Source organism: Kitasatospora sp. NPDC004272 (assembly GCF_053603035.1).
Window position 1 is genome coordinate 17,754 of record NZ_JBSGET010000088.1, and the last position, 16,817, is coordinate 34,570.

Below are 16,817 nucleotides of genomic sequence, written 5' to 3' on the forward strand. Positions count from 1 at the left end.
GCCGTCGTCACTCCAGGAGCCGGGCCAGGTCGGCCGGGGTCACGTAGCCGGGCCAGCGGTGGTCGGTGAAGAGGTGGACCCCGGCGTCCTGGTGGCACTGGTCGACGAGTTGGGAGCAGATCATGTGCCGGGTGCTGGCGACGAAGCGCCGCAGCGGGGGGCCGGCCGGGAGGTGCAGGCGGGCGGCGGCGAGGGCGAGGTAGTCGGCGAAGCTGTAGGGGGTGCCGACGTAGGAGCGGGCGGCCGCGGTGATCGCGGCGCGCTGCTCGTCGGTGAGCGGGATCCGGCCGGTGGACCAGCGGGCCGGGACGCCCTCGTACGCGGAGAGCGGGCCGAGCCGCGCCCCGCCGGGCTGGGCCTCGACCAGCAGGCCGTCGCCGACGTGGACGAAGGCGTGTTCGTAGTCGGCGAAACCGTCGCCGTTGAGGAACTGGCCGATCCGGATCAGGCGGCCGGTGCGGCCGTCCATCCGGACGACCGCGAAGTCACCGGGGAGGGGAGGGGTGGGGTTCATGGCGGTACCCCCGTCACGGATGCGTACGGTAATTGCGCACTCACCCTCAGTGGAGTACCGGCCGGTGGGGACGTCAAGGCGTCGCGCGGGATTGACCGGCGCGGGGGGCGGGAAAACGTCGGTGGGGCCTGCGGGAGGTCCGGGGCCGCGCCCACCTGGGCGGGAGCCCCCGATCGATCAAAGGTCTACACCAATTTCCCGGCAGCTCTTGTCAACGGAGCCGTTGGCCTGGTGAGCTGTGCGCTGGGACACACGGGACAATCCCTCACGCACGGGGTTCCCCGGTATTTGAGACTCGATGAGGAGTGCGCGTTGAGCAACGAGAGCCTGGCCAATCTGCTCAAGGAGGAGCGGCGTTTCGCCCCGCCCGCGGAGCTCGCCGCCTCCGCCAACGTCACCGCCGACGCCTACGCACGGGCCTCCGAGGACCGGCTGGCCTTCTGGGCCGAGCAGGCCCGCCGGCTGAGCTGGGCGGTCGAGCCCACCGAGACCCTGGACTGGTCGAACCCCCCGTTCGCCAAGTGGTTCGCCGACGGCAAGCTGAACGTGGCCTACAACTGCGTGGACCGCCACGTCGAGGCCGGCAACGGCGACCGCGTCGCCATCCACTTCGAGGGCGAGCCCGGCGACAGCCGCGCCATCACCTACGCCCAGCTCAAGGACGAGGTCTCCAAGGCCGCCAACGCCCTGCAGCAGCTCGGCGTGGCCAAGGGCGACCGGGTCGCCGTCTACCTGCCGATGATCCCCGAAGCGGTCGTCGCGATGCTCGCCTGCGCCCGGATCGGCGCGGCCCACTCCGTGGTCTTCGGCGGCTTCTCCGCCGACGCCGTGGCCTCCCGGATCAAGGACGCCGACGCCAAGGTCGTCATCACCGCCGACGGCGGCTACCGCCGCGGCAAGCCCTCCGCCCTCAAGCCCGCCATCGACGAGGCACTGACCAAGGTCGACGGCGTCAGCAGCGTCCTGGTCGTGCGCCGCACCGGCGAGGAGGTGGCCTGGACCGAGGGCCGCGACGTGTGGTGGCACGAACTGGTCGACGCCCAGCCGGCCGAGCACACCCCCCAGGCGCACGACGCCGAGCAGCCGCTGTTCATCCTGTACACCTCGGGCACCACCGGCAAGCCCAAGGGCATCCTGCACACCTCGGGCGGCTACCTCACCCAGGCCAGCTTCACCCACCACGCCGTCTTCGACCTCAAGCCGGAGTCCGACGTCTACTGGTGCACCGCCGACATCGGCTGGGTCACCGGCCACTCGTACATCGTCTACGGCCCGCTCTCCAACGGCGCCACCCAGGTCATCTACGAGGGCACCCCCGACACCCCGCACCAGGGCCGGATGTTCGAGATCGTGCAGAAGTACGGCGTGACCGTCCTCTACACCGCGCCCACCCTGATCCGCACCTGGATGAAGTGGGGCGACACCATCCCCGCCCAGTTCGACCTGACCAGCCTGCGGGTGCTGGGCTCGGTCGGCGAACCGATCAACCCCGAGGCGTGGGTCTGGTACCGCGAGCACATCGGCGCCGGCAAGACCCCCATCGTCGACACCTGGTGGCAGACCGAGACCGGCGCGATCATGATCAGCCCGCTGCCCGGCGTCACCGAGACCAAGCCCGGCTCCGCCCAGCGCGCCCTGCCCGGCATCGCCGCCACCGTCGTGGACGACGAGGCCCGCGAGGTCCCCGACGGCTCCGGCGGCTACCTCGTCCTCACCGAGCCCTGGCCCTCCATGCTGCGCACCATCTGGGGCGACGACCAGCGCTACGTCGACACCTACTGGTCGCGCTTCGAGGGCCGCTACTTCGCCGGCGACGGCGCCAAGAAGGACGAGGACGGCGACATCTGGCTGCTCGGCCGGGTCGACGACGTGATGCTGGTCTCCGGCCACAACATCTCCACCACCGAGGTCGAGTCGGCCCTGGTCGGCCACCCGGCGGTCGCCGAGTCCGCGGTGGTCGGCGCCACCGACGCCACCACCGGCCAGGCGATCGTGGCCTTCGTGATCCTGCGCGGCACCGCCACCGACAGCGAGGAGCTGATCGCCGAACTGCGCAACCACGTCGGCAAGACGCTCGGCCCGATCGCCAAGCCCAAGCAGATCAAGGTGGTCTCCGAGCTGCCCAAGACCCGCTCCGGCAAGATCATGCGCCGCCTGCTGCGCGACATCGCCGAGGGCCGCGAGGTGGGCGACACCACCACGCTGGCCGACTCCACGGTGATGAACCTGATCCAGTCCCAGCTGCCGGCCGCCGGCTCCGAGGGCTGACCCACCGCAGGCCACCAGACCGGGCCCCGTTCCGCACGCAGCGGAACGGGGCCCGGCCCGTTCGCCGGCGCACCGGCCGACCCACCGCCCCCGGAGCCAAGCGGCCCGTCAGCCCAGCGACCCGTCAGCCAGGCGGCCCGTCAGCCGGGCGACCGAACGGCCAGGCGCCCGGGTGCCCCACCGGCCCGGCACCCGGGCGCGGCCCGGGGTCAGGCCGCCAGCGCCCGCAGCACCTCGTACGCGCTCTGGGCGAACCTGCGCCGCCCGGTGGCCAGCGGCCCGGCCAGCGCGACCAGGCCGGTCTGCGCGGCCCGGTCGAAGCCCACGAAGGCGGTGCAGCGGCCGGTGGACCCGCTGTGGAAGACCACCTCGCGGTCCGCGGCCTCCTCGGCCGGGCGGTGGTGCCAGCTCAGGCCGATCCGCTGCCCGAAGCCGCGCCGGGCGACCCGGGGCAGCGACACCTCGCGCAGCGCGGTGCGCAGGCTGGCCGCCGCCCCGGTGCGTTCCGGGATCGGCACCGCGTCCACCGCCAGGTGGGCCTGGAGGTAGCGCAGCATGTCGTCGGCGGTGGAGCGCAGCGCCGCCGCGCCGGGCAGCGCCGGAACCTTGAACGAGGGGATCCAGCGGCCGCGCCGGTACCCGGTGGTCTCGTCCCGCCCGGTGCCGCAGGAGGTGTCGATCAGGCCGAGCGGCTCGCAGACCCGCCCGGTGAGCAGTTCCTGGTAGCGCTGCCCGGCGGCGCGCTCCAGCACCAGGCCGAGCAGTCCGGCGCCGAGGCTGGAGTACCGCACCCGGGTGCCGGGGGTGCCGCGCACGGGGGTGCGGGGCAGCGCGCGCAGCAGGTGCGCGGCGCTGAACGTGGCGTACGCGCTGGTGAACCAGCGGGGCACCGCGGCGGGGGCCAGGCCGACCGGCAGCCGGGGCAGCCCGGAGGTGTGGGTGGCCAGGTGCAGCAGGGTGATCGGGCGCTCGTGCGGGTAGCCGGGCAGCACCTCGGCGGGCAGGTAGCGGTCGATCGGGTCGTCGTAGCCGACCTCGCCGCGGGCGACCATGTCGGCGAGGAGCAGCGCGGTGAAGGTCTTGGTGACCGAGCCGAGTTCGAACCGGGTGTCGGCCCGGACCGGGCGCTCCCCGGCCCGGTCCGCGTAGCCGCGGCAGGCGACGGTGCGTTCGGTGCCGCGGATCACCGCGACGGCCAGGCCGCCCTCGGGCGCGGCGGCGGCGAACAGCGGGCGCAGCAGGTGTTCGAGGTCCGGATCGGCTAACGGGAGCGGGGCGGTGCCGGCGCCCTCGGCCCCCCTCCCCTGCGGACCCACGGCCTGGACCGGTATGGGTTCGGTTTCCTGACTGGGCATCGTTTCCTCCATGACGGGGCGGGCGGCCGGGGCGGCGGCCCGCTTCTGCGGCCGACCCTAGGAACGCGGCGGGTCGTCCGCATCCGGCCGAACCCATCCGGGTCAGCGCGCCGGAGCCCGCCCGCCGCACCTCCGGGAACCCCCATAAAGTGGGGCGAACCGATTGACCGCTTGTCACGCGCCGTAGGATGTCGGGGAACCATCGAGAACCTGAGGCGCGCCGGGAAGTCTGGTCGGCACCGCACCACCCGTGTGTCCGCACACCGCCGCCCCAGGAGGTCCCCGCCGTGGCCAGCCCGTCCGACGACCGCAGCGAGCCCGGTGACCGCCGGCAGTTCCTCGGTCTGCTGTCGCTGCCCGAGCGCCGCTACCTGACCGACGCGCTGCGCACCGAGACGGTCGGCGGCGTGCTGCTGCTGGTGGCCGCGGCACTGGCGCTGCTGTGGGCGAACCTGTGGCCGCACGCCTACGAGGCGGTGCTGGAGTACACCGTGGGGCCGAGCGGGCCGCTGCACCTGGACCTGCCGCTGGAGGCGTGGGCGCAGGACGGGCTGCTGACGGTCTTCTTCTTCGTGGCGGGCATCGAGCTGAAGCGCGAGTTCGTCGCCGGGGAGCTGCGCACGCCGAGCGCGGCGGCGCTGCCGGTGGTGGCGGCGGTGTGCGGGGTGCTGCTGCCCGCGGTGCTGTTCACGGTGATCAACGTGGCCGCGCCGAGCGGGCACCCGGCGGGCTGGGCGATCCCGACCGCGACCGACATCGCCTTCGCACTGGGCGTGCTGGCGGTGGTGGGCAGTCACCTGCCGTCCGCGCTGCGGGCGTTCCTGCTGACCCTGGCGGTGGTGGACGACCTGATCGCGATCCTGGTCATCGCGGTCTTCTACTCGTCCGGGATCCGGTTCTGGGCGCTGGGGGCGGCGCTGGCGGGGCTGGTGCTGTTCTGGTTCCTGCACCGGCGCGGGGTGCACGGCTGGTGGCTGTACGTGCCGCTGGCGCTGGTGATCTGGGCGCTGATGCACGAGAGCGGGGTGCACGCGACGGTGGCGGGCGTGGCGATGGGCCTGCTGCTGCGCTGCCACCGCGAGGAGGGCGAGGAGGAGTCCCCCGGCGAGCGGATCGAGCACCTGGTGCGGCCGCTGTCGGCGGGCCTGGCGGTGCCGGTGTTCGCGCTGTTCGCGGCGGGGGTGCCGGTCTCGGCGAAGATCCTCGGCGAGGTGTTCACCCAGCCCGCGCCGCTGGGCATCGTGATCGGCCTGCTGGTCGGCAAGTCGGTGGGCATCTTCGGCGGCACCTGGCTGGCCGCCCGCTACACCCGGGCCACCTTGAACCCGCAGCTGACCTGGTCCGACCTGGTGGCGCTGGCCACCGTCGCGGGCATCGGCTTCACGGTGTCGCTGCTGATCAGCGACCTGGCGTTCCCGGACGACCACCACCTGGCCCAGTTGTGCAAGGAGGCGGTCCTGGTCGGCTCGCTGACCTGCGCGGTGGTCGGCTCGCTGCTGCTGAAGCGGCGCAACCGGCACTACCGGGAGCTGTGCGAGGAGGAGGACCGGGACGAGGACGGCGACGGCATCCCCGATGTGTACCAACGGCAGGGATGACACGCCCTCGGGCGGGTACCCGGAGTGGTGCCCGACTCGCCGGTAGGGGCATGATGCTGAGCTGACACCCACTCGCGTGACGCACTCTCAGGGCGCTTCACCAGCCCGTCGAACGGAGACCTCCGATGGCCGCAGGAGCCGCACCCTCGAACGGCCGCACCCCGCACGAGGGCGAGCGGACCGTCGGCGAACTGTTCGCCGACGCCACCGCCGAGCTGTCCAGCCTGGTGCACGACGAGATCGCGCTGGCCAAGGCCGAGATCAAGGCGGACGTGGTGCGCGGCGGCATCGGGACCGCGGCCGGTGCGGTGGCGGGCGTGGTGGCGCTGGCCTCGATCCCGATGTTCTCCTTCGCCTTCGCCTGGGGCCTGCAGGCGCTCGGCATCACCACCGGCTGGTCGTTCGCCATCGTCGGCGGGGCGTACGTGCTGATCGCCGCGCTGCTGGCGTTCCTGATGGTCCGGTACTTCAAGAAGATCCGGAAGCCGGAGCGGACCATCGCCGGTGCGCAGGCCACCGCCGAGGTACTGAAGAACGCCAAGCCGCGGCCGGCCACCAAGGAGGAGATCGACCGGGCACTCGGCCGGATCCGGTGAACACCGGCCGGTAACGGTTGCGCGCGTGCGTGAGTGCCGGGCGGGTGGGGGGAGTGCGGATGTGACAGGCTGCGGGTATGTCGTTGGACCAGAAGCCCGTGGATGAGACCGCCTCCGCTCCCGTCCCGCCCGTACCCGCGCAGCCGTGGAGCGTCCGCTCGGCCGGGCCGTGGACGCACCGGGACCTGGCCGCGAACGGGGCGCGCTTCCACATCGCCGAGCTCGGCGAGGGCCCGCTGGTGCTGCTGGTGCACGGCTGGCCGGAGTACTGGTGGGCGTGGCGGCACCAGCTGACGGCGCTGGCCGAGGCGGGCTTCCGGGCGGTGGCGCTGGACCTGCGCGGCACCGGCGGTTCGGACCGCACCCCGCGCGGCTACGACCCGAGCAACCTGGCGCTGGACGTCACCGGCGTGATCCGTTCGCTCGGCGAGCGGCGGGCGCACCTGGTCGGGCACGCCACCGGCGGCACGCTGGCCTGGGTGGCGGCGGTGATGCGCCCCTCGGTGATCCGCAGCCTGACGGTGGTGTCGGCGGCGCACCCGCGGCACCTGCGCCGGGCGCTGCTGACCGACCGCAAGCAGATCGCCGCGTTCGAGCACGTGCTGGGCTTCCAGCGGCCGTGGATCCCGGAGCGCCGGCTGGTCGCGGACGACGGGGCGCTGGTGGGCGAGTACCTGCGGGCCTGGACCGGGCCGAACATGCTGCCCGCCGAGGCGGTGGCGGCGTACCGGCAGGCGATCCAGGTGCCGAGCACCGCGCACTGCTCGATCGAGCCGTACCGCTGGCTGATGCGCTCGATGGCGCGGCCGGACGGCATCCAGTTCGCCCGCCGGATGAAGAAGCAGATCACCGCGCCGGTGCTGCACGTCCAGGGCGCCTCGGACCCGGTGCTGCTGCCGCGGACGGCGCTGGGGGCGGGCGAGTTCGTGTCGGCGCCGTACCGGTGGCGGCTGCTGCCGGGGGTCGGGCACTTCCCGCACGAGGAGGTTCCGGCGGAGTTCACCGCGGAGCTGATCGAGTGGGTCCGGCAGCACGGCGAGGACTGAGCGGGGCGGGCCGACGGCGGGCCAACCGGCCGCCGCTCCGGCCGAGTTGGCGGCGTTCATATGACAAGTGCATAGGCCGGTCGGCGGGCCCGGAGGCGGTTACTCCGGGCGGCCCGGGGGAATCCCTCCGGTATGACCTGGATGCCCGAACGAGAAGCCCAGCCGCGCCGACGCCGCCGTGGCAGCAGCAGCTCGCAGCCGCACGTCCCGCAGCCGGAGTGGCCCTACGAGCCGACCGGGCGGACACCACGCGGCGCGGGGTACCGGCTCGGCATTCCGAAGATCATCGGTCGGCGCGCCCGCTGGGTCGGCGCCCGGCTCCGCCGGGAGGGGTGAACCCCGCTCCCCCGCACGGGAACGGACCGCACGGGAACGGACCGCGCGGGAACGGACGGCATGAGAACGGATTGCACGAGAACGGACCGCACGGAAACGGCCGGGGCCGGTGAGGAAGCTCCTCACCGGCCCCGGCCGTCCGTCCGGCGGGCTCAGCTCAGCACGGACGGCGAGATCGCGGTGGACCACAGCAGCAGCGCGAACGTCGCCAGCGTCATCACCGGCACCAGGATCTTGGTCTCCACCTTGTTGCCGGTGCGCTTGATCAGCACGATCTCGTAGCGCTCCTTGTGCGGCCACAACAGCGGCGAGCCCTGCTTGGTCAGGCAGTCGCCCAGCAGGTGCGCCAGCGTGCCCAGGGCCACCGCGTAGGGCAGCCAGCCCGGGGCGCTCGGCAGCCAGTTGAGCATGCCGAAGGTGCCGAGCGCGGCCAGGCCCATCACGGTGATCCAGCCCTGCGGGCCGTCCCCCGGCGGGTGCAGGTGCAGCGACTTGATCGCCATGGCGAGCAGGAAGAACGTCAGGCCGATGGTGAAGTTGCGCCCCAGGTAGGTGATCCCGGCCCAGCTGCCGCCGCCCATCAGCGCCACGAACAGCAGCGAGTGGGTGGCGTGCCGGTGACCGCCGGAGATCCAGGCCACGAACTGGCACAGCACCTTGGAGATCGGGCCGAGGAAGTTGGCGATGGTCCCGTCGTGGTGGTCCAGGTCCGGCAGCAGGGCCGCGCCCGCGCACAGCACGGTGCCCATCAGCACGTCGGCCGGCTGCAGGTGCATGCCCATCAGCGGCGGTACGAACGGCGCGGTGGCCGCGAACAGCAGAGCGCCGCTGACCGCGTGCGAGTGACCCATCATGACGTGTGTCCGACCTCCCGTGGGGCTCCCGTCCATGGCGGCCCGGCTGGGCCGTTCGGGTGAGCTCGGCCGACGCTACCAGCACCGGCGGACGGATCGTCAGAGTGGTTTCGGCCCCCGGACGGTCACAGCGCGCAACCCTCGGTGCTGACCTTCCCGGTGGCGGCGGCACCCTGCACGACGTCCTCCTTCACCTCGGCGGCGGTCAGCACGTAGCCGGTGTCGGAGCTGTCCAGCGACTTGGCGAACACCACCCCGTACACCTGGCCGTCCGGGGTGAGCAGCGGGCCGCCGCTGTTGCCCTGGCGGACCAGCGAGCGCACCGAGTAGACGTCCCGGACGACCTGGCCGCGGTGGTAGATGTCTGGGCCGTTGGCCTGGATCCGGCCGCGGATGCGGGCGGGCTGGACGTTGAACGCGCCGTTCTCGGGGAAGCCCGCGACGATCGCCGAGTCGTTGGAGCGGGCCTCGCCCGCGAAGGCCAGCGGCGGGGCGTTCAGCTTCGGGACGTCCAGCACCGCGATGTCGCGCTGCCAGTCGTAGCGGACCACCGTCGCGTCGTACAGCTGGCCCGCGCCGCCGATCTGCACGGTCGGCTCGTCGACGCCGCCGACCACGTGGGCGTTGGTCATCACCCGGTGCGGGGCGAACACGAAGCCGGAGCCCTCCAGGGTCTTGCCGCAGGAGGTCGCGGTGCCCAGCACCTTCACCAGCGAGCCCTTCGCCCGCAGCACGCCCGGGCTGTTGGCCAGCGCCGGGTCGGGCGGCTCCACCTCGGTGATCGGCTCCTGCTCGAACGGGTTGAACACCTGCGGGAAGCCGTTGCGGGCCAGGTCCTGGCTGAGGTCGGAGAACCAGTTCGGGGCGTCGTCGGGCAGCGCCCCCTGCACCGTGCCCAGGATCGTCGAGCTGCGCACCTGCTTGGAGACGGTCGGCAGCGAGGTGCCCGCCAGTGCCGAGCCGATCAGCCAGGCCACCAGCAGCATCGACAGCACGTTGACCAGCGAGCCGCCGACCGCGTCCAGGGTCTTCACCTTGTTCCGGCCGATCCGGCCGCGCAGCTTCCACCCGAAGTGCGTGGTGACCGCCTGCCCGACCGCGGCCAGCACGATCACCACCACCACGGCCACCACCGAGGCGGTGGTGCCGGGCGAGAGGTGGTGCAGCAGCAGCGGCAGCAACTGGACCGCGACCAGACCGCCGCCGAGGAAGCCCAGCACCGAGAGCACGCCGACCACGAACCCCTGCCGATAGCCGGACACGGCGAAGCCGAGCGCGGCGGCGATCAGCAGCAGATCCAGGACATTCACCCGAACACCCTCCCACGTCCCGCCGGGCGGGGGACACCGGTCCCCCGCCGTCGCCCGATCGGGTCAATCCGGCGGGCAGCGAGTGCGGGTCGGTTGGGACCGTCGGATCATCCGACCTTCCGGCCGGCCGACCGCGCGACGGTCGGGCGACCGCCGGGCGACCGCCGGGCGGGACCTCGCAACGACCAGGGAACAGGGAGCCGAACCATGGAACAGCCCAGGTGGGACGTGCCGGTGGTGGACCGCACCGAGTTCCAGCCCGCCCTGGACGTCCCGCCCCCCGGCCCGCAGAACCGGCTCACCGTGCTGCTGCGCCTGCTGCTGCTGGTCCCGCAGTACGTGGTGCTGTGGCTGCTGTCGGTCGTCGCGTTCGTGGTGGTGGTGATCGGCTGGTTCGGCGCGCTGTTCGGCGGCCGGCTGCCGCGCTTCGCCGCCGACTGGCTGAGCGGCTACCTGGCCTACGACACCCGGGTCTACGCCTCGTCGCTGCTGGTCACCGACCGCTACCCGCCGTTCCGGTTCGCCGCCCCCGACCACCCCGTCCGGATCGAGCTGCGGCCCGGCGGGCCGCTGAACCGGCTCGCGGTGTTCTTCCGGCTGCTGCTGGCGATCCCCGCCGCGATCGTCCAGGGCCTGCTGCAGACCGGCTGGTGGATGCTGTCGTTCGTCAGCTGGCTGGTGGTGCTGGTGCTCGGCCGGATGCCGGAGGCGCTGTTCGGGGCCACCACGGCGGTGCTGCGCTACCGGATGCGCTTCCAGGCGTACCTGATGATGCTGACCGCCGCCTACCCCAAGGCCGTGTTCGGCGACCCGGTCGACTCCGAGCCGCCCCGCTCCGCGACCCGGCCGCTGGTGCTGACCGGGGGCGCGAAGGCGCTGCTAGTGGTCTACCTGGTGCTCGGGGTGATCGGGTCGACGGCGGGCTCGGTGACCACCGACTGGGACTCGTACGAGGACGGCGGGGACACCGTGTCGACCACGGCGCCGCTGCCCCGCTGAGGACCGCCCGGCCGGGCCGCTGCTGTTGCCGCCCGGCCGGGCGGCGGCTCGGCCGGTCAGCCGCTGCGCTGCGAGAGTTCGACGGCCTCCTCGGAGAGCTCCAGGGTGCGCCGGGCGTCCCAGGGGCGCTCCAGGCCGCTGAAGTGCAGCACCCGGTCGATCACCCCGGCGGTGAAGCCCCACACCAGGCGGCCCGCCACCTCGAACGCGGGCCCGGTGAACCCCGACGGGTGGCGCAGCTTCGCCCGGTTCGCCGGATCGGTCAGCTCGGCCAGCGGCACCCGGAACACCGCGCCGGTCTCCGCCGGGTCGACCACCGCGACCGGCGACTCCCGGCGCCACCAGCCCAGCACCGGCGTCACCACGAACCCGCTGACCGGGATGTACAGGGCCGGGAGCCGGGCGAACAGCTGCACTCCGGACGCGTCCAGGCCGGTCTCCTCTACGGCCTCGCGCAGCGCCGCCGCCAGCGGACCGCTGCCCGCCGGGTCGCCGTCCTCCGGGTCCAGCGCACCGCCCGGGAAGGACGGCTGGCCCGCGTGCGAACGCAGGCTGCGGGCCCGCTCGATCAGCAGCAGGTCCGGCCCCGCCGGGCCCTCGCCGAACAGCATCAGCACCGCCGACGGGCGGCCGCCCTCGGCGGGCGGCAGGAACCGGCTCAGCTGCTCGGGCACCGCCCGCTCGGCGGCCTCCCGCACCGGCAGCAGCCACGGCGGCAGACCGTCCCGCACCAGCACCGGCGGCGTCGGCGTCGGCGTCATGAGGTCGCCCCCGTGCTCCTGGCAGTCTTCGCGGGCTTCGCAGTCTTCGCGGGCTTCGCAGCCTTCGCGGGCTTGGCAGCCTTCGCGGTCGGCAGGCCCCCCGGGTCGGTGTCCGGCAGCGGGTGGCCGGCGGCCAGTTCGGCGCGGGCCGCGGCCTCCCCCGGGAAGTCGGCCGGTGGGCGCAGGCGTTGGCCGGGCTGTCCGGCCAGCTCGTACTTGAGCAGCTTGCGGGCCTGCTCGGGGTCGGTCTCCCCGGTGCCGTACGAGGGGCAGAGCGGCGCGATCGGGCACGCCCCGCAGGCGGGCTTGCGGGCGTGGCAGACCCGGCGGCCGTGGAAGACCACCCGGTGCGAGAGCATCGTCCACTCCGACTTCGGGAAGATCGCCATCACGTCGGCCTCGACCTTCTCCGGGTCCTCCTCGACCGTCCAGCCGAAGCGGCGGGCGAGGCGTCCGAAATGGGTGTCGACCGTGATCCCGGCGCCCCCGAAGGCGTTCCCGATCACCACGTTGGCGGTCTTGCGGCCCACGCCCGGCAGCGTGACCAGGTCATCCAGCCCGCGCGGCACCTCGCCGTCGTAGCGGTCGCGCAGTGCGATCGACAGGCCGATCAGCGACTTCGCCTTCGCCCGGAAGAAGCCGGTGGGCCGGATGACCTCCTCCAGCTCCTCGGGGACGGCCGCCGCGAGGTCCTCCGGCGTCGGGTACTTCGCGAACAGCGCGGGCGTCGTCTGGTTCACCCGCAGGTCGGTGGTCTGCGCCGACAGCACGGTGGCCACCAGCAGTTGGAACGGCCCGTCGAAGTCCAGCTCCGGGTGCGCGTACGGGTAAAGCTCCGCCAGCTCACGGTTGATCTTCCGGGCCCGCCGCACCATCCCCAGGTGCGTCTCGGGCTTCTTCCGCCCGGCCTTCGCGACCTTGCTCTCTGCCATGCACGAAGGCTACGCCGAAGCGACCGGGGCGCGGCCGGGATTCGGCCGCACCGAACCCGGCGCCCCCGGCCCGGTGTCCGCCCCGGCGGGCCGGCCCGCCGGTTCAGAGCAGTGCGGCAACCGCCTGCTGAGCGACGCCCGCGATGGTGAACAGGCCCGGAACGCCGCAGCGCCCGTAGAGCGAGCGCATGACCGCCCGCAGCGTGGTCCGGGCCTCGGCCGCCCGGGGCAGGTGCTGCTCGACCACGGCCAACTCGTCCAGGCACGCCTGCGGTCGGACAGCTCGTGCCGGTGCTGCAGCAGAGCCTCCCGGAGGTCCCCCAGGCACCGGCGGGCCTCGGCGGCGGCGGGTCGGTGGCGGGGTCGAGGTCCTGGTTGAGCGGCCCCGTGATGTGCGGCCGGGCGGTCACCCGCAGGAACCCGCTCTCGTAGGCGAAGTTGACGATCAGCGATACGGCCAGTTCGCCGTTCCAGGACGGGATGCGGGCCCACAGGTACCGGCGGGCGACGAACTCACCCGGCCCCGCGTCGGGTTTCCCGACCGCGGGACCCTCCAATTCCAGCCAGTCCCGATCGTCCAGGTCCTGCCGGCGCTTCGCCGAGAGGGTGGCGATCCCGAGGACTTCGACGTCGGCCAACGGATGGTCCGCCGCGTGCATCGGTGCCGGGTCGAGCAACCGGTCCGCGACGTGGTCGTGCGATTCGGGGACGGTGAACTGGCGGAATCGACCGCCCGACCGCTGCCCACTCCGGTGAAGAGGACCACGGCGGTACGGGGTTGGCCGAAACCGGACGCCGGCGGCGGGGTCAGTGTCCGTGCGGTTCGGCGGCCGGGGTGGCGGTGGAGGGCTGGGCGGTGGCGAGGGTGAAGGCGGCGGTGTGGACGGTGCCCCCGTGCTGGAAGTCGAGGAAGAGCCGGTAGTCGCCCGGGCTGGGGGCGGTGGTGGTGAAGTCGACCTCCGGGCCGGGGGCGGTGGTGCCGTCGCCGGGTTCGCCGTCCGGGTGGACGTGCAGGTAGCCGAGGTCGCCGGCCCGGAGGACCACCAGGTGGCCGTACGCGGCGAGATAGGGGTCGAGGTCGGTGACCGGGCGGCCGTCCCGGCTGACGGTGAAGGCGAGGCGGGTGGGTCGTCCGGGGGTGAGGTCGCCGGTGAGGGTGAGGGTGTAGCCGTCGACGGTGACGGTGCGGCCGGTCCGCGGGAGGGCGGCCGGGCGGTAGTCGCCGGCGGCGTGCAGGTCGGCGCCGAGGGTGAGGGGTTCGGTCTCGGCGGCGGGGGTGAAGTCGGCGAAGACCCGGTAGTCGCCGGCCGCCGCGATGGTCGCCGGGGCGGTCCAGCTGCCGTCGGCGGCCCGGACGGGGTGCAGGTGCTGGAAGTCCGTCAGGTCGCGGTTGGCGACGATCAGGTGCAGCTCCTTCTCGTGCACGGGTCGGTAGGCGGTGAGCGGGTTCCCGTCCGGGGCCAGCACGCGGAAGCCCAGTTCGGTGGGGCCGTCGGCCGGGACGACGGTGCGGTCCAGGCGGAGGGCGTAGCCGCGGTCGGCGACCTGCAGGCCGCCGACCCGGTGGTCGCCGCGGGTGGCCGCGGGCTCCTCGGCGTGGTCGGCGTGGGCGGCGTGCGGTCGGGCGGGGGCCGGGGCGGGGCCGACCGCGCGGCCGACGCCGTACGCGGCGGTGAAGGCGGCGGCAAGACCGGTGGCGAAGGCGGTGACCTTGAGGGCGGTGTTCATGGCGCGCTCCTGTGGATGGGGGCGAAGAGCCGGGGCGTTCCGACGCAGCAAGTAGATACCCCCCAGGGGTATGTGTCAATCAGGGCGGGAGCGGGGCTGCGTCGCCATGGGCCCACATTGGCGCAGGTCAGAGGGGGTGCGGCGAGGCCGGAAATTCACCCGGGGGCGGGAGGGGTCGGGAGCAGTGCTTGCGCGGCATACCCCCCAGGGGTATAACTGGAGACGTCAAGCCGATACCCCTACCGGGTATCGCAGGATCGCACCGGAGGTTCCCATGTCCTGCTGCTCCACCGACGGCACCTGCTCGACCACCGCGACCGCCGCCGCCCCGGCCGCCGTCACCACCGTGTTCACCGTCGCCGGGATGACCTGCGGCCACTGCGAGCAGGCCGTCGGCAAGGCGATCGGCGCGCTGGAGGGCGTGCAGGCCGTCCGGGTCGACGTGCGCGGCGGCCTGGTGAGCGTCGACTCGGCGGCCGAGCCGGACGACGCGGCGGTGCGCGCCGCGGTCGACGAGGCCGGCTACGAGTTGACCGGCCGGGCCTGAGCCCCCACCCGCAGGAGTCCGGCCCGCGGCCGGGAGAGACCACGAGGAGCCCTGATGACCACCCAGGCAGCACCCGCCTCCACCGAGGTGGAACTCCGCATCGGCGGCATGACCTGTGCGTCCTGCGCCGCCCGGATCGAGAAGAAGCTCAACCGGATGGACGGCGTCGCGGCCAGCGTCAACTACGCGACCGAAAAGGCCCGGGTGGAGTTCGGCCCCGGCACCGGCGTCGCCGACCTGATCGCCACCGTCGAGGCCACCGGCTACACCGCCGCGCTCCCCGAGCCCCCGGCCGCGGCGCCGGAGGCGGGCGGCGCCGGACCGGCCGACGAACTGGCGCCGCTGCGGCAGCGCCTGGTCACCGCCGTCGCGCTGGCGGTGCCGGTGATCGCGATGGCGATGGTCCCGGCCCTGCAGTTCGACAACTGGCAGTGGCTCTCGCTGACCCTGGCCGCGCCGGTGGTGACCTACGCCGCCTGGCCGTTCCACCGGGCCGCCTGGACCAACGCCCGGCACGGCGCCGCGACCATGGACACCCTGGTCTCGCTCGGCACCGGCGCCGCGTTCCTCTGGTCGCTGTGGGCGCTGTTCTTCGGCGACGCGGGCATGACCGGGATGCGGCACGGCTTCGAGTTCACCGTCGCCCGCTCGGACGGCGCCTCGAACATCTACCTGGAGGCGGCGGCCGGCGTCACCGCGTTCATCCTGGCCGGACGCTACTTCGAGGCCCGCTCGAAGCGGACCGCGGGCGCCGCGCTGAAGGCGCTGCTCGAACTCGGTGCCAAGGACGTCACCGTGCTGCGCGACGGCCGGGAGACCCGGGTGCCGATCGGACAACTGGCCGTCGGGGACCGGTTCGTTGTGCGCCCCGGCGAGAAGGTCGCCACCGACGGCACCGTCATCGAGGGAAACTCCGCGGTGGACGCCTCGATGCTCACCGGCGAATCCGTCCCCGTCGAGGTCGCCCCGGGCGACGGCGTCACCGGCGCGACCGTCAACGCCGGCGGCCGACTGGTCGTCGAAGCCACCCGGATCGGCACCGACACCCAACTCGCCCGGATGGCCAAGCTGGTGGAGGACGCCCAGAACGGCAAGGCCGCCGCCCAGCGCCTCGCCGACCGGATCTCCGCCGTCTTCGTGCCGATCGTGATCACCCTGGCGCTGGCCACCCTCGGCTACTGGCTGGGCACCGGCGAGGGCTGGAGCGCCGCGTTCACCGCGGCCGTGGCGGTGCTGATCATCGCCTGCCCGTGCGCCCTCGGCCTGGCCACCCCCACCGCCCTGCTGGTCGGCACCGGACGCGGCGCCCAACTCGGCATCCTGATCAAGGGCCCCGAAGTACTGGAGCACACCCGCAAGGCCGACACCGTCGTCCTCGACAAGACCGGCACCGTCACCACCGGCCGGATGACCCTGCTCGCCGTCCACACCACCGAAGACACCACCCAGGACGAAGCACTGCGGCTGGCCGGCGCCCTGGAACACGCCTCCGAACACCCCATCGCCCAAGCCGTCGCCACCGCCGCACGGGAACGCCTCGGCGACCTGCCCCCCGTCGAGGACTTCGAGAACGTCCCCGGCCTGGGCGTGCAGGGCGTGGTGGAGGGGCACGCGGTGGTCGCCGGGCGCGAGGCGCTGCTCGCCGACTGGGCGCAGCACCTGCCGGCCGGGCTGCTGGCGGCGAAGGCCGCGGCCGAGCGGGCCGGGCGGACCGCGATCGCGGTCGGCTGGGACGGGACGGCCCGGGCCGTCCTGGAGGTCGCCGACGCCGTGAAGCCCACCAGCGCCGAAGCCATCGCCGAACTGCGCGCCCTGGGCCTGCGACCCGTCCTGCTCACCGGCGACAACCGGCTGGTGGCGGAAGCGGTCGCCGCCGAGGTCGGCATCCCCGCCCACGACGTCATCGCCGAAGTCCTCCCCGAGGACAAGGTCGCCACCGTCCGACGCCTGCAGAACGAAGGCCGCACCGTCGC

Annotated in this window: 16 protein-coding genes; 8 read left to right on the forward strand and 8 right to left on the reverse strand. The window is 73.6% G+C overall.

The window, feature by feature from the left end:
- Positions 1-7: 7 nt before the first annotated feature.
- Positions 8-514, reverse strand: coding sequence for a hypothetical protein (locus ACWEO5_RS24935; protein WP_452164500.1), 507 nt, complete (start codon positions 512-514; stop codon positions 8-10).
- Between the two features lie 312 nt (positions 515-826).
- Between ACWEO5_RS24935 and acs the strand changes: the two genes are divergently transcribed.
- On the forward strand, positions 827-2,782 hold the full coding sequence (gene acs, locus ACWEO5_RS24940) for an acetate--CoA ligase (protein ID WP_452164501.1): 1,956 nt from the start codon (positions 827-829) through the stop codon (positions 2,780-2,782).
- 209 nt (positions 2,783-2,991) lie between these two features.
- Here acs and ACWEO5_RS24945 read toward each other — a convergent pair whose 3' ends face one another.
- Complete coding sequence (locus tag ACWEO5_RS24945; RefSeq protein ID WP_452164502.1) at positions 2,992-4,137, reverse strand: serine hydrolase domain-containing protein; 1,146 nt, start codon at positions 4,135-4,137, stop codon at positions 2,992-2,994.
- Positions 4,138-4,424: 287 nt separating this feature from the next.
- On the opposite strand from ACWEO5_RS24945, the gene nhaA reads away from it, so the two are divergent.
- The 4 genes from nhaA (at position 4,425) to ACWEO5_RS24965 (ending at position 7,713) form a co-directional block, all read left to right on the forward strand.
- A complete protein-coding gene (gene nhaA, locus ACWEO5_RS24950) occupies positions 4,425-5,735 on the forward strand; it encodes a Na+/H+ antiporter NhaA (protein WP_452164503.1) in 1,311 nt (436 codons plus the stop codon).
- 125 nt (positions 5,736-5,860) lie between these two features.
- Entirely contained in the window at positions 5,861-6,331 is a 471-nt protein-coding gene (locus ACWEO5_RS24955) for a phage holin family protein (RefSeq protein WP_344558530.1), read from the forward strand.
- Positions 6,332-6,408: 77 nt separating this feature from the next.
- Positions 6,409-7,377, forward strand: a complete 969-nt coding sequence (locus ACWEO5_RS24960) for an alpha/beta fold hydrolase (protein ID WP_452164504.1) — start codon at positions 6,409-6,411, stop codon at positions 7,375-7,377.
- Positions 7,378-7,509: 132 nt separating this feature from the next.
- The gene (locus tag ACWEO5_RS24965; protein ID WP_452164505.1) at positions 7,510-7,713 is read left to right on the forward strand and encodes a hypothetical protein; all 204 of its coding nucleotides are present in this window, start codon (positions 7,510-7,512) and stop codon (positions 7,711-7,713) included.
- Positions 7,714-7,865: 152 nt separating this feature from the next.
- Here ACWEO5_RS24965 and ACWEO5_RS24970 read toward each other — a convergent pair whose 3' ends face one another.
- Together ACWEO5_RS24970 and ACWEO5_RS24975 are read right to left on the reverse strand one after the other, a co-directional pair.
- Positions 7,866-8,564, reverse strand: a complete 699-nt coding sequence (locus ACWEO5_RS24970; protein WP_452164506.1) for a metal-dependent hydrolase — start codon at positions 8,562-8,564, stop codon at positions 7,866-7,868.
- A gap of 128 nt (positions 8,565-8,692) precedes the next feature.
- Complete coding sequence (locus ACWEO5_RS24975; protein WP_452164507.1) at positions 8,693-9,877, reverse strand: MarP family serine protease; 1,185 nt, start codon at positions 9,875-9,877, stop codon at positions 8,693-8,695.
- 207 nt (positions 9,878-10,084) lie between these two features.
- Here ACWEO5_RS24975 and ACWEO5_RS24980 point away from each other — a divergent pair, with 207 nt between their 5' ends.
- The gene (locus tag ACWEO5_RS24980) at positions 10,085-10,876 is read left to right on the forward strand and encodes a DUF4389 domain-containing protein (RefSeq protein ID WP_452164508.1); all 792 of its coding nucleotides are present in this window, start codon (positions 10,085-10,087) and stop codon (positions 10,874-10,876) included.
- Between the two features lie 56 nt (positions 10,877-10,932).
- On the opposite strand, the gene ACWEO5_RS24985 is transcribed toward ACWEO5_RS24980, so the two are convergent.
- The 4 genes from ACWEO5_RS24985 to ACWEO5_RS25000 form a co-directional block, all read right to left on the reverse strand.
- Complete coding sequence (locus ACWEO5_RS24985) at positions 10,933-11,637, reverse strand: NUDIX hydrolase (protein WP_452164509.1); 705 nt, start codon at positions 11,635-11,637, stop codon at positions 10,933-10,935.
- Positions 11,634-12,569 (reverse strand): endonuclease III, encoded by a 936-nt coding sequence (gene nth, locus ACWEO5_RS24990; protein WP_452164510.1) that lies wholly within the window; start codon positions 12,567-12,569, stop codon positions 11,634-11,636. Before nth ends, ACWEO5_RS24985 begins: the two co-directional genes overlap by 4 nt.
- 103 nt (positions 12,570-12,672) lie before the next feature.
- A complete protein-coding gene (locus ACWEO5_RS24995) occupies positions 12,673-12,816 on the reverse strand; it encodes a hypothetical protein (RefSeq protein WP_452164511.1) in 144 nt (47 codons plus the stop codon).
- A 560-nt stretch (positions 12,817-13,376) separates the two neighbouring features.
- Complete coding sequence (locus tag ACWEO5_RS25000; RefSeq protein ID WP_452164512.1) at positions 13,377-14,297, reverse strand: hypothetical protein; 921 nt, start codon at positions 14,295-14,297, stop codon at positions 13,377-13,379.
- Between the two features lie 274 nt (positions 14,298-14,571).
- Here ACWEO5_RS25000 and ACWEO5_RS25005 point away from each other — a divergent pair, with 274 nt between their 5' ends.
- Together ACWEO5_RS25005 and ACWEO5_RS25010 are read left to right on the forward strand one after the other, a co-directional pair.
- The gene (locus ACWEO5_RS25005) at positions 14,572-14,844 is read left to right on the forward strand and encodes a heavy-metal-associated domain-containing protein (protein WP_452164513.1); all 273 of its coding nucleotides are present in this window, start codon (positions 14,572-14,574) and stop codon (positions 14,842-14,844) included.
- 54 nt (positions 14,845-14,898) lie between these two features.
- Positions 14,899-16,817 (forward strand): heavy metal translocating P-type ATPase (locus tag ACWEO5_RS25010; RefSeq protein WP_452164514.1); only part of this gene is annotated, 1,919 nt, incomplete at its 3' end.